The organism is Mucilaginibacter ginkgonis, assembly GCF_009754905.2.
In the GTDB taxonomy this organism is placed as follows: domain Bacteria; phylum Bacteroidota; class Bacteroidia; order Sphingobacteriales; family Sphingobacteriaceae; genus Mucilaginibacter; species Mucilaginibacter ginkgonis.
The window spans coordinates 2169837-2184715 of record NZ_CP066775.1; the positions used below are offsets into that span (position 1 = coordinate 2169837).

The 14879-nt window shown below is 45.2% G+C and carries 8 protein-coding genes, 2 tRNA genes and 3 rRNA genes; 5 read left to right on the plus strand and 8 right to left on the minus strand.

The genetic code is table 11. From position 1 onward, the window contains the following. Positions 1-85 precede the first annotated feature (85 nt). Positions 86-649, plus strand: coding sequence for a pentapeptide repeat-containing protein (locus GO620_RS10190; RefSeq protein ID WP_157526263.1), 564 nt, complete (start codon positions 86-88; stop codon positions 647-649). Between the two features lie 80 nt (positions 650-729). Here GO620_RS10190 and GO620_RS10195 read toward each other — a convergent pair whose 3' ends face one another. Next, the gene (locus GO620_RS10195) at positions 730-1749 is read right to left on the minus strand and encodes an aldo/keto reductase (RefSeq protein ID WP_157526264.1); all 1020 of its coding nucleotides are present in this window, start codon (positions 1747-1749) and stop codon (positions 730-732) included. 89 nt (positions 1750-1838) lie between these two features. Here GO620_RS10195 and GO620_RS10200 point away from each other — a divergent pair, with 89 nt between their 5' ends. Further along, the gene (locus tag GO620_RS10200; protein WP_157526265.1) at positions 1839-2168 is read left to right on the plus strand and encodes a hypothetical protein; all 330 of its coding nucleotides are present in this window, start codon (positions 1839-1841) and stop codon (positions 2166-2168) included. Here the strand turns inward: GO620_RS10200 and GO620_RS10205 are convergent. After that, positions 2165-3145, minus strand: a complete 981-nt coding sequence (locus GO620_RS10205) for an acyl-ACP desaturase (RefSeq protein ID WP_157526266.1) — start codon at positions 3143-3145, stop codon at positions 2165-2167. The two genes, GO620_RS10200 and GO620_RS10205, sit on opposite strands and share 4 nt — an antisense overlap. A gap of 308 nt (positions 3146-3453) precedes the next feature. Between GO620_RS10205 and GO620_RS10210 the strand changes: the two genes are divergently transcribed. Then, entirely contained in the window at positions 3454-5496 is a 2043-nt protein-coding gene (locus GO620_RS10210) for a cellulose biosynthesis cyclic di-GMP-binding regulatory protein BcsB (protein WP_157526267.1), read from the plus strand. Positions 5497-6101: 605 nt separating this feature from the next. Here the strand turns inward: GO620_RS10210 and rrf are convergent. From rrf to GO620_RS10235, 5 genes are all read right to left on the minus strand, one after another. Then, positions 6102-6213: ribosomal RNA gene (rrf, locus tag GO620_RS10215) — 5S ribosomal RNA — on the minus strand. 193 nt (positions 6214-6406) lie between these two features. Next, a 23S ribosomal RNA gene (locus tag GO620_RS10220) occupies positions 6407-9293 on the minus strand. 287 nt (positions 9294-9580) lie between these two features. Continuing rightward, a tRNA-Ala gene (locus GO620_RS10225) sits at positions 9581-9654 on the minus strand. 104 nt (positions 9655-9758) lie between these two features. Next, a tRNA-Ile gene (locus GO620_RS10230) sits at positions 9759-9833 on the minus strand. A gap of 402 nt (positions 9834-10235) precedes the next feature. After that, positions 10236-11757 (minus strand): 16S ribosomal RNA (locus GO620_RS10235). The 16S, 23S and 5S rRNA genes sit together here with 2 tRNA genes alongside, the layout of an rRNA operon. Positions 11758-12409: 652 nt before the next feature. Between GO620_RS10235 and GO620_RS10240 the strand changes: the two genes are divergently transcribed. Both GO620_RS10240 and GO620_RS10245 read left to right on the plus strand, forming a co-directional pair. Then, complete coding sequence (locus GO620_RS10240; RefSeq protein ID WP_157525172.1) at positions 12410-13810, plus strand: methyltransferase RsmF C-terminal domain-like protein; 1401 nt, start codon at positions 12410-12412, stop codon at positions 13808-13810. After that, positions 13807-14388 (plus strand): C40 family peptidase, encoded by a 582-nt coding sequence (locus tag GO620_RS10245; RefSeq protein ID WP_157525174.1) that lies wholly within the window; start codon positions 13807-13809, stop codon positions 14386-14388. The genes GO620_RS10240 and GO620_RS10245 overlap by 4 nt, the downstream gene beginning before the upstream one ends. A 111-nt stretch (positions 14389-14499) precedes the next feature. On the opposite strand, the gene GO620_RS10250 is transcribed toward GO620_RS10245, so the two are convergent. Continuing rightward, positions 14500-14865, minus strand: coding sequence for a CoA-binding protein (locus GO620_RS10250; RefSeq protein ID WP_157525176.1), 366 nt, complete (start codon positions 14863-14865; stop codon positions 14500-14502). Positions 14866-14879 lie beyond the last annotated feature (14 nt).

Below are 14879 nucleotides of genomic sequence, written 5' to 3' on the forward strand. Positions count from 1 at the left end.
CTGAACTTGTTTCAGGATCACTTGCCAAGTGTCAATTTTAGGATGGGATGCCGAAACAAGTTCGGCATGACGCTTATATTTGTACATGCCCACGGAAGATCAGACATTTAACCGCCTTTCAGCAGACGATCTAAAGCAGCATGGTAGTGAATTTGAGCATTGTAAGTTCATTAACTGCGACTTTCAAGGCGCTTACCTGTCTAACCTGGTATTTATAGATTGTGAATTTCAGGATTGCAACATAGCGCTGTGCGACTTCAAGAACACTGGTTTGCAAAATGTAGTGTTCACACACTGCAAACTAAGCGGTGTGGATTTCAGCAAAACAAGGGATTTTTTGTTCAAAGTACGGTTTGCGGATTGCCTGCTTGATAATGCGATCTTTTACCGAAAGAAAAACAAAAACGGGAAGTTTATAAATTGCTCTTGTACAGAAACAGACTTTACAGATGCTGATCTAACGGGAACATTGTTTGACAATTGCAATCTGCATCGCGCGTTTTTCGGTAATACAATCCTTAAAGATGCCGACTTCACTACTTCCTATAATTTCACCATCGACCCGGATGCTAACATGCTAAAGAAAACCAAATTTTCAGTCCATGGATTGCCTGGGCTGTTGACTAAGTATGATATTGTAGTTAAATGATTTCACTGATTCATGATCGATTACACCGATTTATGAAAAAAATCGGCGCAATCTCTTACAAAAATCGGTGTAGTCATAGTTTATCGTTTCTCTACCCTGTCATAAAATCCGCCAAATGAATTGGTTCGTACGGCTTCTTCCTTAAGGAAATCGCCCGGGAAACCCAGTTTAATGGCACTTACTTCATCAAGGCGTTTTAGCTGATCATCAGAAAGTTTAACGTCTACCGTTTTCAGGTTATCGTGCAGCTGTTCAACCTTTGTCGCGCCAACAATTGGAATGCATGAAAAGCCTTGCTGCATAGTCCACTTTAACGCCACATGCGCAGGTGTGACACCAAGTTCGTCGGCTATTTCGATAACAACTTTAGTGATCTTTTCGCTATTCTCGTCACGCCGCACACTTTCTGCTTTTATGCGGCCCTGTTCGCCGCGCAGATATTTCCCGGTCAACGCGCCACCGGCCAAAGGCGCCCATGGTGTAACCGTCATCCCAAAATGTTTGGCCATGGGTATTAGTTCGCGCTCGGGTGTGCGTTGTATCAAACTGTATTCTACCTGCAAAGCAATAAACTGGCTCCAGCCCATTAATTCGGCTAATGTATTGCCTTTGGCAACTACCCATGCCGGGGTATCGCTTATCGCGGCATAATTTACCTTCCCCTGGCGGATTAGGTCATCTAGTCCGCGCAACACCTCATCAATCGGGGTAACGTCATCCCAAATGTGCAAGTACAACACGTCAATAAAATCTGTCTTTAATCTTTTCAGGCTCTCCTCTACGCTGCGCATCATATTTTTTCGGTTGTTACCGGACGCGTTCGGGTTGGTAGTGTTATCTTTGAGTGTATACTTTGTCGCTAATACAAAATAATCTCGGTCCTGATTGCTCAAGTATTCACCTATGATCTTTTCACTGGTGCCTAGTTTATAGATATTTGCCGTATCCAGAAAGTTTCCGCCCGCGTTGGCAAAATCATCCATGATCTTAAAGCTGATGTCTTTATCAGCACCCCAGCCGCCTTCTGTGCCAAACCCCATGGTGCCTAAGCATAACTCCGAGACCTTTAGGCCGCTGCGGCCAAGCAATTTGTATTTCATAACTTGTCAACAATGAATATCAGACGGTGGTTTTTACCAATGCTAATCTTCACAAACAAATTCACTTTGGCAGATGTAATATCAGCACCATGAAGATCATTAAAACTACAAGGGCAGTTACAGCTGAAGAACTAAAGAAGTTTTTAGATGAAAACCTTAATGCGCTTTTCGAAAAACAAAGGCAATTGGTCCTCAAGTTCGACATCCGTCAGGATGGCTACGCTGTCGAAATCAGCAATGATGAAAACTACGATAGTTTCTTGTTCCGGATAGAGATAAAAGGATTAGAAATGCACGTTATTAAGTCAGAACATTATACAGACGACGTTAATGTACTTACACTCGAAGACATCATGAACAACTTGTTCCTGGAATTTCCGGGAAGGGGAAGGATCAAAGAAATTGAGGAAGGCTCTTAACCTGCTATCCAGCTGAACTTGTATTCCAGCCCCGGATTTTTCATACGCTCGGCTATCTTGATCAAGCGGTCCGGAAGCCTTACCACATAGTCACGCGCTTTTTCACCTGCTTCATTAAGGTCTGTCATACTTTCAATACGCCACTCTTCTATCAAACCTTTCAATATGTCAACGTAATCCAAGGCGGTATAAACCCCTAAGCGTTGCGCAGCATCTGTAAAATGGCCAAATGTCTGACCGATCTTTAACCCAACCTCGCGTAAAAAGTGTGCAGGCATCACAATTTTCTGGCGCATCATATCTTCAAAGGCTACCATGGCTTCGCTGGCGTCCACTTCAAATATTTTACTCATAAAGTGCTTATAAGCCTTCGCGTGACGTGCTTCGTCAGATGCGATAACACCGCACATTTTGGCAAGCAAAGTATCGCCATCTTTCTTTGCAAGTGCAGCAACACGCCTGTGAGATACATTTGTAGCTAACTCCTGGAATGAGGTATAAATAAAGTTGCGGTATGGATCTGTACCGGTGCCAATGTCGAAACCATCAGCTAATAAATATTGGGTAGAGAACTCCATAGCCCGCATATCTACCCTGCCCGACAGATATAAATATTTATTCAGCAGGTCGCCATGGCGGTTTTCTTCGGCGGTCCACCAACGTGTCCATTTCATCCAGCCGTTATCTTCGCTTTTGTCAACACCTTCAACCATGGTCAACCATGATTCATAGGTTGGCAGCGCTTCTTCTGTTATGGTATCGCCTATCAGCACCGCAACAAGGTCATACGATAACCCCTTAGCGCTTTCCTGCAATTCTCTTATTTCAGTAAAAAAAGAATCACGGGTAGAATCGGGCAGCAGATCAGACGGCTGCCAGCTTTCTTCCACCGGCTTCAAAAAGTCGAACATTTTTTCGAGCATGTATTTTTCTACATGCATCATAACTTCTCTTCGTTGCTCGGCGTAAAACTTCATATGGTTTATAACAGGTTGCAAAGGTAGTAGTTTTAAACTGCTTTTAATTACCTTAAAGTAAGGATGGGTCGAAGCGGATTAATCACAACTATCACCACCTATTAAACTTAGACAACAACTGTATCACTTTAAAGAAAATGACATACACAAATTGGCCCTAGTGCTACTCTTAAACTATAATAATTTAATTTTTTGATTTATATTGACAGCAACCTGTAAGCCCCGGCGTTGTAAACGACGCACATATTTAAGAGACTTTTTAATGTGTGGTATTTATATTTGCTACACGCTTCATAAAATTTAAATTGATGAGAAGAGTTTTAAGATTACTGTTGTTAATTGTACTTATCAGTAACCTTTGTTATGCCCAGCAAACCGTTCAAACCTTTAAATCATTAGGGCATAATGATTATGACATCACCGGCATGAGCGGTGCCGTAACTTACAACTTAAGGATGCCCCCACAGGCCGAGATCAATGGCGCCCGCTTAACCATTAATTTCAAGCCGTCGCAGGCATTATTAAAAGACAGGTCGTACATAAACCTGTTGATTAACGGTAAGCAAAACTACAGTGGCTCTTTAACCGCAGACAGTTTGCAGGCTATAACCGCAACACTAAGCAAAGCCGATCTGAGTGCCGATCATAAAACGCTAAAAGTAGAGATACGCACATTATTATCACTTTCAGGCGATAAGTGTAAGGACATTGATAACCCCGCCCTTTGGATAAAGATCAAGAATACGTCATCGCTTGCTTACAATTTCAGCGGTTCCAATTTTACTAATGGCGTTAATATCGCAAATTCATATGATTCAAAGCATGTAATAGTCTTTCCTGCCAAGCCGTCGATACATGACCTTAAGGCTTCGGCATGGATGTATGCCAGGTTAAAAGATGCAGGCGTAAGGGACATTAAAGTATACCAGGCAGACCAGTTGCCAGATTCTGTTACAGATTATGTTATGGTGGGCACGTTGGGTCAGTTACCTGCAGATAAACGCGCGCTCATAAAGACTAACATTGGCACAACCCAGGGGATGCTTTACCTGGCAAAGTCTATGGTGAACATTACCGATGCTACAGGCACTCACCAGGTTCCTCAGCAGATATTGTTTATTACCGGCGGCGATGATGTAGGTTACGAAAAGGTAATAACCACCCTTAGCAACAGCAGCATGCTGAATTCAGCGTATGGCCAGTTCCTGATCGTTAATACGGCTTCTAACAGTTTCTTTAAACGTACCGATGAGGACCGGGCCAAACTTACCCTACGCCAGGTGGGTGGCCTGCCTAATTATCAATCGGGCGTTGGTACGGCTAAAAGTATATTCAGTTTTAAAAACGCAGATTTTAGCGCTACACCGCGCGACATACGCATCCATCTTGCAGGAAACTACAGTCCGATAAAACCTGATGAAAGAGGTTTTTGTAATATTTACTTAAACGGCGTTTTAAAACAAACGGAAAAACTTGACGGTACCGGGAAATTAAATATCGCTTTTACGGTCGACAGGTTTCAACACTTAAAATATAATGACCTGGTTGCCGAATTTAAATTCTATCCGGCCGGCAACAATTGTGATAAAAATTTCTCGAGCTTTTTCTCTGAGATCGACGTAGACAAGTCATATCTCGAAGCTAAAAATTCCATGTATGGTAATGAGGTTAATTTTTACCAATACCCCGAAGTATTTAATTCGGGAACGACGTGTATTGTCGTAAGCCGCGACTATGCAAACTATGCTGTGCCCGCAATGGGCGAGATTTTGAGTGCGCTTAATGGTAACAACGCTTATAATTTTCCATTTTTTGTATACGCCGATCAGTTCTTAAGCGACGAAAGTAACCTGGATAAGTATAATATTATCGGCTTGGTTTCACGCAAAGACCAGCTAATGGGCGAGTTCCCGGACGCACCGGTGAGGTTCGACAATAAGTACCGGCTTTATAACAACAAAAATAATCAGGTCGTTTATATCGTTTCTGATACCGTTTCAACCGGGTTAGGCCAGATATTCAAAGCCCGTAATGACAATGCTTGCTTGTTTCTCTCTGTTGCAGGCAAGAATGTCGAGGCGTCCCTGCTGTCAATTGCAAAAGCCATTACAGACCAGTCAGGTATTGCCAGCAATAACGTATGCATCGCCGATATGTATGGAAACAAACACCAGTTTAATATTAATAGTGTCTCAGAACAGTCGGCGTTTATGAATACAAAAAATGCAATACTGGTATTCTGGGAAGATTATACTGCTTATATATTAGGAGCTCTTCTTGTACTTATCCTCGGCGGATTTTTCTTTATCCGGTCCCGTGTTAAAAAGAACACCAAATTCGCAGACGACTAAAGTCACAAAATTTATGAGAGAAGGGGCGTCAGCCCTTTTTTTGGTACGCTTAGTGTCAACATGTAATTAAGGGCGTCGCTCATTTCTTGTATAACGAACCATATGCACTCCCGAGTTGAAAATAAGAATTCATGACTAATTAACCGGGTATCCAGCTTTACGACGGAATTGTGTTCAATTGGTAGGGTGTTGCCGCTTCACGGCCCGCGCTTTACGCTCATACTCCATAGCCTTCGGCCATGTCGGTAACCGCTGCAATCGCTAACGCGGCTTATCCACGAGTGATGGAATATTGCAGATCATCAAAGGAATGATTGGAGAGGTGTTAGTTTCTGAAAAAGATTTGATAGGAAGTCGGGGTATAGACAAAATCAAAACTTGTTCATTCGATTCTCGAGAGGATTAATCCGATTTCGGTGCTTCATGGCTTCCTCTCTTTCGGCGACCTATCCCGAACTTGATTAGGGAGTGTTGGCGGGAGAGGTCTAAGGCCCGGTTGTTGGTCGGAGATCTTCTGATTGCTGTGATAAGTGAAGCTAAGGCAAACAAAAAAGCCTCACCGAATGAACGATGAGGCTTTAAGTAGCTCCAATAAAGGAGATAAGATTTGGCGCCGACCTACTCTTCCACGTATTACCGCAGTACCATCGGCTCTGGCGGGCTTAACTTCTCTGTTCGGAATGGGAAGAGGTGGACACCGCCGATATAGGCACCTGAATATTTTATAGTTGGTGAGTGGTTAAGTGGTGAGTAGTTAAGTAGTTTACAACCACTCTCTATTCTCTGCTCACTATTCACTATCACAAACAATGACAATAATTGAAAGAAGTACTTGAAGTACTGAGTAAACAACAGTCTTGTTGTTTTTGATTGGGTGGTGCGGGCGGAAACCCGCACCACTTATCTGTTGTCGAAGAAAGCTTCGGGCAATTAGTATCACTCGGCTATGGTGTCACCACCTTTACACCTGTGACCTATCAACGTAGTAGTCTGCTACGACCCTCAATGGAAGTCTCATCTTGTGGCTAGTTTCGCACTTAGATGCTTTCAGCGCTTATCTATTCCCAACGTAGCTACTCTGCAGTACACCTGGCGGCATAACAGATTCACCAGAGGTTAGTCCAACCCGGTCCTCTCGTACTAAGGTCAGCCCCACTCAAACTTCCAACGCCCACAACAGATAGGGACCGAACTGTCTCGCGACGTTCTGAACCCAGCTCGCGTGCCACTTTAATGAGCGAACAGCTCAACCCTTGGGACCTTCTCCAGCCCCAGGATGTGACGAGCCGACATCGAGGTGCCAAACCTCCCCGTCGATATGAGCTCTTGGGGGAGATCAGCCTGTTATCCCCAGCGTACCTTTTATCCTTTGAGCGATGGCCCTTCCATGCAGAACCACCGGATCACTATATCCGTCTTTCGACCCAGCTCGACTTGTCTGTCTCACTGTCAAGCAAGCTTATGCTATTGCACTCCGCGTACGGTTACCAAGCGTACTGAGCTTACCTTTGAAAGCCTCCGTTACCTTTTTGGAGGCGACCACCCCAGTCAAACTACCCGCCAAACAATGTCTCCCGCTTTGCAGGATTAGACACCAGATACAGAAAGGGTGGTATTTCAACGTTGACTAACTTACTCCTGGCGAAGCAAGATCACAGTCTCCCACCTATCCTACACATCCTGTAGCCGATATCAATGTTAAGTTGTAGTGAAGGTGCATGGGGTCTTTCCGTCCCGTTGCGGGTAACCGGCGTCTTCACCGATACCACAATTTCACCGAGCTCATGGCTGAGACAGCGCCCAGATCGTTACACCATTCGTGCAGGTCGGAACTTACCCGACAAGGAATTTCGCTACCTTAGGACCGTTATAGTTACGGCCGCCGTTTACCGGGGCTTCGATTCAATGCTTCGCTATTGCTAACTAACATCCCCTCTTAACCTTCCGGCACCGGGCAGGTGTCAGGCCTTATACGTCATCTTTCGATTTTGCAAAGCCATGTGTTTTTGTTAAACAGTCGCCTGGGCCTTTTCACTGCGGCTTGTATTGCTACAAGCGCCCCTTCTCCCGAAGTTACAGGGCCATTTTGCCGAGTTCCTTAGCCATGATTCACTCGAGCACCTTAGGATTCTCTCCTCGACTACCTGTGTCGGTTTACGGTACGGGTTTTTACAACCTGAAGCTTAGCAGGTTTTCTTGGAAGTCTGATTACCATCACTATCCACTCCCCCGAAGGTTCGCGGTACTATCAGCTTTCAGCAAGTCTCACGTACTTTACAATGAAACCTATACCTACTGCCTTTAACGTGCTATTCCGTCAGCACGCGGATGTGTCACTACTCCGTCACTGCATCGCAGTTGTAAAAAGTACTGGAATATTAACCAGTTGTCCATCGGAATCCCCACCCGGGTTATCCTTAGGCCCCGACTAACCCTGATCCGATTAGCGTTGATCAGGAAACCTTAGTCTTTCGGTGGGCGGGTTTCTCTCCCGCCTTATCGTTACTTATGCCTACATTTGCTTTTCTGTAAGCTCCACATGCACTTGTCGTGTCATGCTTCACCGCCAACAGAATGCTCCCCTACCAGATGTACTGTAAAGTACAAATCCATAGCTTCGGTATACCATTTAATGCCCGATTATTATCCATGCCCGGCCGCTCGACTAGTGAGCTGTTACGCACTCTTTAAATGAATGGCTGCTTCCAAGCCAACATCCTAGCTGTCTGTGCAGCCGGACCTCGTTAGTTCAACTTAATGGTAATTTTGGGACCTTAGCTGATGGTCTGGGTTCTTTCCCTCTCGGCCCTGGACCTTAGCACCCAGAGCCTCACTGCAGCGTATATTATCAAGCATTCGGAGTTTATCTGGATTTGGTAGGATTTGACTCCCCCGCACCCAATTAGTAGCTCTACCTCTTAATAACTTTACCGCCACGCTGTTCCTAAAAACATTTCGGGGAGTACGAGCTATTTCCCAGTTTGATTAGCCTTTCACCCCTACCCACAACTCATCCGGAAACTTTTCAACGTTTATCGGTTCGGTCCTCCAGTACGTGTTACCGCACCTTCAACCTGGTCATGGGTAGATCACAAGGTTTCGCGTCTACCTCCTCTGACTGCACGCCCTGTTCAGACTCGCTTTCGCTTCGGCTTCGTGCCTTAAACACTTAACCTTGCCAGAGAAGAGTAACTCGTAGGCTCATTATGCAAAAGGCACGCCGTCACCCCTTACGGGCTCCGACCGCTTGTAAGTACACGGTTTCAGGTTCTATTTCACTCCCCTGTTCGGGGTTCTTTTCACCTTTCCCTCACGGTACTGGTTCACTATCGGTCTCTCAGTAGTATTTAGCCTTACCGGATGGTGCCGGCTGATTCCCACAAGGCGTCTCCAACCTCGCGGTACTCAGGATCCTGTTAGGTCATTATTGCTTACGCTTACGCAGCTCTCATGCTCTCTGGCAAGGTTTCCCAACCTCTTCAGCTTCACGTTAATGTACCATGTCACAGTCCTACAACCCCGCTATTGCCGTAACAACAACGGTTTGGGCTTCTTCCCTTTCGCTCGCCACTACTCAGGAAATCACTATTGTTTTCTCTTCCTCTGCTTACTTAGATGTTTCAGTTCAGCAGGTTCGCGCATTTATGCATCCATTCTTCAAATGGATAGGTTTCCCCATTCGGAAATCTCGGGATCAATTCATATTTGCTAATCCCCCGAGCTTATCGCAGCTTATCACGTCCTTCATCGCCTCTGAGAGCCAAGGCATCCCCCGTGTACCCTTTCTTACTTTCTTCTACCTATAACGCTTTTGCTCGCTATGGTATGTCTTTATTATTTGTTCGGTCGTTTTTCAGAGTCAAGAATCAAGATACAAGAATCAAGACCGAAGTCTTGCTACTTGATACTCAGTACTTGATACCTACTAAACAACTTCCCTACTGTTGTTTCTCAGTTTTTTCTTCAATTACTTCTTCCAATATGTCAAAGAACGTTCGCCGATGTGCATATCTGATGATGTGCAGATGTGTAAATGAATTATCATTCGCACATTTCACATTCCCTCATTCGCACATTGGGCTAGTGGAGAATAACGGATTCGAACCGTTGACCCCCTGCGTGCAAGGCAGGTGCTCTAGCCAGCTGAGCTAATCCCCCGTGTTAGATTAATGAGTGAATGTTATAATGAGTGAATGTGTGAATGGTTACTTACGTAGTGCCCATTCTATCATTCTATCATTACCCCATTCTGTCATTCGCTGTAGTCTCGAGCAGATTTGAACTGCTGACCCCTACATTATCAGTGTAGTGCTCTAACCAAACTGAGCTACGAGACTGTTTCTTTTGCTTCGCAGTCCATAGTCCATAGCTTATAGCCCATAGCCCGATGTTGTTTCCGACTACCGACTATTGACCGTTGACTTTACGACTACTTTCTGCCAATCATTGTCTTGTGCTTTGTTTAATTATGCAGTATATCCTATGATCTATCGTCCATCGGCTATGGTCTGCACAAGCACCCTCTGATGGCTTCATCTTCCGGGTTTCCTTTTTGTTTGGTTTATTGGTTCATTGGTCATTAGTTCATGGGTACCGCCGTTTGGCGTTTACCTTTCCACTTTTAACCTTTGGCCATTTACCAAACTTTAATATCTTTTTAAGTATAACATGCGGCGCAGCTCTTTACCTTCTTTATAACCTTGTCTTAAGGCGTAATTCTGTTTGGGATACTGCTCCAGAAAGGAGGTATTCCAGCCACACCTTCCGGTACGGCTACCTTGTTACGACTTAGCCCCAGTTACCGGTTTTACCCTAGGACGCTCCTTGCGGTTACGCACTTCAGGCACCCCCAGCTTCCATGGCTTGACGGGCGGTGTGTACAAGGCCCGGGAACGTATTCACCGCGTCATTGCTGATACGCGATTACTAGCGAATCCAACTTCACGGGGTCGAGTTGCAGACCCCGATCCGAACTGTGAATGGCTTTTTGAGATTGGCATCCTGTTGCCAGGTAGCTGCCCTCTGTACCATCCATTGTAGCACGTGTGTAGCCCCGGACGTAAGGGCCATGATGACTTGACGTCGTCCCCTCCTTCCTCTCTATTTGCATAGGCAGTCTGTTTAGAGTCCCCACCATTACATGCTGGCAACTAAACATAGGGGTTGCGCTCGTTGCGGGACTTAACCCAACACCTCACGGCACGAGCTGACGACAGCCATGCAGCACCTAGTTTCGTGTCCCGAAGGACTGAGACGTCTCTGTCTCATTCACTAACTTTCAAGCCCGGGTAAGGTTCCTCGCGTATCATCGAATTAAACCACATGCTCCTCCGCTTGTGCGGGCCCCCGTCAATTCCTTTGAGTTTCACCCTTGCGGGCGTACTCCCCAGGTGGAATACTTAACGCTTTCGCTTAGACGCTGACCGTATATCGCCAACATCGAGTATTCATCGTTTAGGGCGTGGACTACCAGGGTATCTAATCCTGTTTGATCCCCACGCTTTCGTGCCTCAGCGTCAATCACACTTTAGTAAGCTGCCTTCGCAATCGGTGTTCTGTGACATATCTATGCATTTCACCGCTACTTGTCACATTCCGCCTACCTCAGCTGTATTCAAGCCCGTCAGTATCAAAGGCACTCCGATAGTTAAGCTACCGCCTTTCACCTCTGACTTAACAGGCCGCCTACGCACCCTTTAAACCCAATAAATCCGGATAACGCTCGGATCCTCCGTATTACCGCGGCTGCTGGCACGGAGTTAGCCGATCCTTATTCTTACCGTACATTCAGCTCCTTTCACGAAAAGAGGTTTATTCCGGTACAAAAGCAGTTTACAACCCGTAGGGCCGTCTTCCTGCACGCGGCATGGCTGGTTCAGGCTTCCGCCCATTGACCAATATTCCTTACTGCTGCCTCCCGTAGGAGTCTGGTCCGTGTCTCAGTACCAGTGTGGGGGGCCATCCTCTCAGATCCCCTAAACATCGTCGCCATGGTGGGCCGTTACCCCGCCATCTAGCTAATGTTCCGCATGCCCATCTTTATCCTATAAATATTTGATCATTGTACAATGCTGTACTGTGATTTTATGCGGGCTTAATCTCTCTTTCGAGAGGCTATCCCCCTGATAAAGGTAGGTTACATACGTGTTACGCACCCGTGCGCCACTCTCATCAGAAGCAAGCTCCTGAATCCCGTCCGACTTGCATGTATTAGGCCTGCCGCTAGCGTTCATCCTGAGCCAGGATCAAACTCTCCATTGTAAAATGTTTTGTTTGTATCCAGACCCTATTCACTCAAAATAGAAATCTGTATTTGTTGGTGAGTGGTTCATTGTGAGTTGTTAAGTAGTTCCTGGTCCTAAAACCATTCTCCACTCACCGCTCTCCATTCACTCATCATATTATCTTTATACAGTATCCCCAGAATCTTTATTGGTGATCATCGCTGATCTCTTTACCTTTTCCTCAAGGTCTCTTCCGGTGGTGAGCTTATCCGTAGATAAACCCTCCCGCTACGCTACATGTTATCTTAAAAAAAGAACTTTATCGCCACTTGCTTCTCAGGGTGGCTCGTATATTTATTCATCATTGCGATGATTAAACTTTCAATTTGTGTCATCCAAAATCGCTTTGGATATTTTATCCCGTTTCGGGAGTGCAAAGGTAAGAAGGTTTTCTATCAATCCAAATTATTTTGAATTTTATTTTTCTTCTTTCAACCTTTCTAAAAACGTCCCTCAATCGCTAAGGGGCTGCAAATATACACAGAGAACGTACATCTGCAAACCATTTCATAAAAGATTTTTTGGACGGGTTATAAGCCATTGATTATCAAATCAAAATATGCTGAAATATTTTTCTGGTTAACGCAAACAATTTAGGGATGCACATCGATTAGCTATATTTGATGCAGATGAGCGAATTAAAATTTCCCGAACATTTTATTGAAAGCTTAAAAGATCAGCCTGGTTTTGACGAGTTAAAATTTACCGAAGTACATAAAAAAAATAATCCGCCTACATCTGTCCGCATCAATCCGAATAAAAAAACCGGTTTCGCCAATACCCAGCCCATACCCTGGTGCAAGGAAGGTTATTATTTAACCGAACGCCCGTCATTCACCTTCGACCCCGCGTTTCACGCCGGGTGCTATTACGTACAAGAAGCATCATCTATGTTTCTTGATACCATTTTTCGTCAGATCAAAAGGGATTATGACGCGCCTGTAAAGGTACTCGATCTGTGCGCGGCCCCCGGCGGTAAGAGTACACTGCTGGCATCGGCTATTAATAATAATGATCTGCTCGTAGCAAACGAGATCATTAAAACACGTGTACCTATACTAACCGACAACCTTACGCGCTGGGGCAATGCAAACGTTGTGGTCACCAATAATGATCCAAAAGATTTTGGCAGGCTGCCCGGTTTTTTTGATGTAATGGTTGTTGACGCGCCATGCTCGGGCTCCGGTATGTTTAGAAAAGACACCGCGGCGATGGACGAATGGTCTGAAAATAACGTTTCCCTTTGTCACCAGCGCCAAGAAAGAATTTTAGCTGATGTTTATACCACTTTAAAGGAAGACGGGCACCTTATATACAGCACATGCTCTTACTCTGCCGAAGAAAACGAGCAGATCCTGGATTGGCTTTGCGAAACCTATAACATTGAGAGCGTTCGCGTAGCTATCGATCCGTCATGGGGTATTGTTGAAACACAAAGCGAACGGCACAAAGCATGGGGCTATCGCTTCTATCCTGATAAGGTACAGGGCGAAGGCCTTTTTGCAGCCTGTTTAATAAAACGCGAACCTGCACTGAACGCATCAACCTATAAAAGCAAATTCCAGAAGCTGAACCCTAAGGAGATAGAACCGCTGAAAAAGTATTTATTAGATAGCGATAGTTTGCATTATTTTAAGGTTGGGGACGACTGGCTAGCAATCCCGGAGGTACATCGCGACAGCATGATAGCATTGCAACAAGCGCTGTATATTAAAAAGTCGGGGGTGCGCATTGGGCGTATGGCCGGTAAAGACCTACTGCCCGACCATGAACTGGCCATGAGTTTGCTGATCAATGAGGATCAGTTTAATAGCGTAGCTTTAGACAAGGAGCAGGCTATAGCTTACTTAAGGCGCGATAATATTAACAACTTGAATACTGCCAAACCCGGGTGGAGCTTGATGACCTTTGAGAATCATATCTTAGGATGGGCAAAACTATTGCCGAACAGAGTTAATAATTACTACCCGAAGGAGTTGAGGATATTGTCGACAGAAGCAAGAATCAAGAGCCAAGAACCAAGACAATGATTAAATCCCGGTTTATAGGATTGATTGGATTATACATTTCTCTACTGGCTTGCGGACCTGCAGAAAAGCCCGCTTATGTTTTTACGCCAAAGGACACAGTGACCGATGCAAAGGGAATAAAAACTGTTATAATCGCACCTACCGATGGCACGGCGCAAATGGACACTATCAATGTCGGCACAACAACACCCAAACAACTGGTAGACTTTGCGCGAACAGCTTATGGCATCCCTTACAAATACGCTTCATCTGACCCGATGGCGGGTTTTGATTGCTCGGGGTTTATTACTTATGTGTTCAATCACTTCGGCATAGCCGTACCAAGAACCTCTGCCGATTTTACAAACGTGAAACATGCGGTGCCAATAAACGCTGCTTTACCGGGCGACCTGATCTTATTTACTGGTACGGATAGCACCATTCGTACCGTGGGGCATATGGGTATTGTGGTTACTGGTTATAAAGATTCACTGCAGTTTATCCACTCCACATCCGGAAAGGCAAACGGGGTAACTATTTCCGGCTTTACTAAAGGTTATCAGCAAAGATTTGTGAAAGTGGTGAGGGTGTTTAGGTAATATCCTCAGATAAAACGCTGTCATGCTGAGGCACTCGAAGCATAAAGCGTTTTATGATCGAGCGCGTAATATTTCGAGAGCCTCAATATGACACGCTCTTTCGTTAGGTCTTCAATACTCCCCAGTGCTCAACATCACTAAAGTGCAGGCAGATATCGTTTCAATACCTTTTTCATGGGCTTTTCTGCGTAGTTCGCTGTTTTCGGTGCCGGGGTTGAAAATGATCCGTCGCGGGTGGGTATCTAAAATATAGTCATAAAGCGGCTCCTGGTTTTGTCGGCCAACGTATAAGGTGATGGTATCGATATCATCATGAATAGTTTCCGGCTTCTCGATCTGTACCCCTGCTACTTCGCCGGTTTTGATACCTACGTTCACTATACTGTGGCCGCTGCGTACCAAACGGTTGGCGGCTAAATAAGCGTAACGGCTTGTATCCGGAGTGGCGCCTAAAACTAATGTCTTCTTATCGGCCATGGTGTTTAATTGGT

Excerpts from the sequence above, each read along its gene's own strand:
- GO620_RS10200 (WP_157526265.1), top strand. The coding sequence starts at position 1,839 with ATGAAGATCATTAAAACTACAAGGGCAGTTACAGCTGAAGAACTAAAG.
- GO620_RS10195 (WP_157526264.1), bottom strand. The coding sequence starts at position 1,749 with ATGAAATACAAATTGCTTGGCCGCAGCGGCCTAAAGGTCTCGGAGTTA.
- GO620_RS10245 (WP_157525174.1), top strand. The coding sequence starts at position 13,807 with ATGATTAAATCCCGGTTTATAGGATTGATTGGATTATACATTTCTCTA.
- GO620_RS10210 (WP_157526267.1), top strand. The coding sequence starts at position 3,454 with ATGAGAAGAGTTTTAAGATTACTGTTGTTAATTGTACTTATCAGTAAC.
- GO620_RS10205 (WP_157526266.1), bottom strand. The coding sequence starts at position 3,145 with ATGAAGTTTTACGCCGAGCAACGAAGAGAAGTTATGATGCATGTAGAA.
- GO620_RS10250 (WP_157525176.1), bottom strand. The coding sequence starts at position 14,865 with ATGGCCGATAAGAAGACATTAGTTTTAGGCGCCACTCCGGATACAAGC.
- GO620_RS10190 (WP_157526263.1), top strand. The coding sequence starts at position 86 with ATGCCCACGGAAGATCAGACATTTAACCGCCTTTCAGCAGACGATCTA.
- GO620_RS10240 (WP_157525172.1), top strand. The coding sequence starts at position 12,410 with ATGAGCGAATTAAAATTTCCCGAACATTTTATTGAAAGCTTAAAAGAT.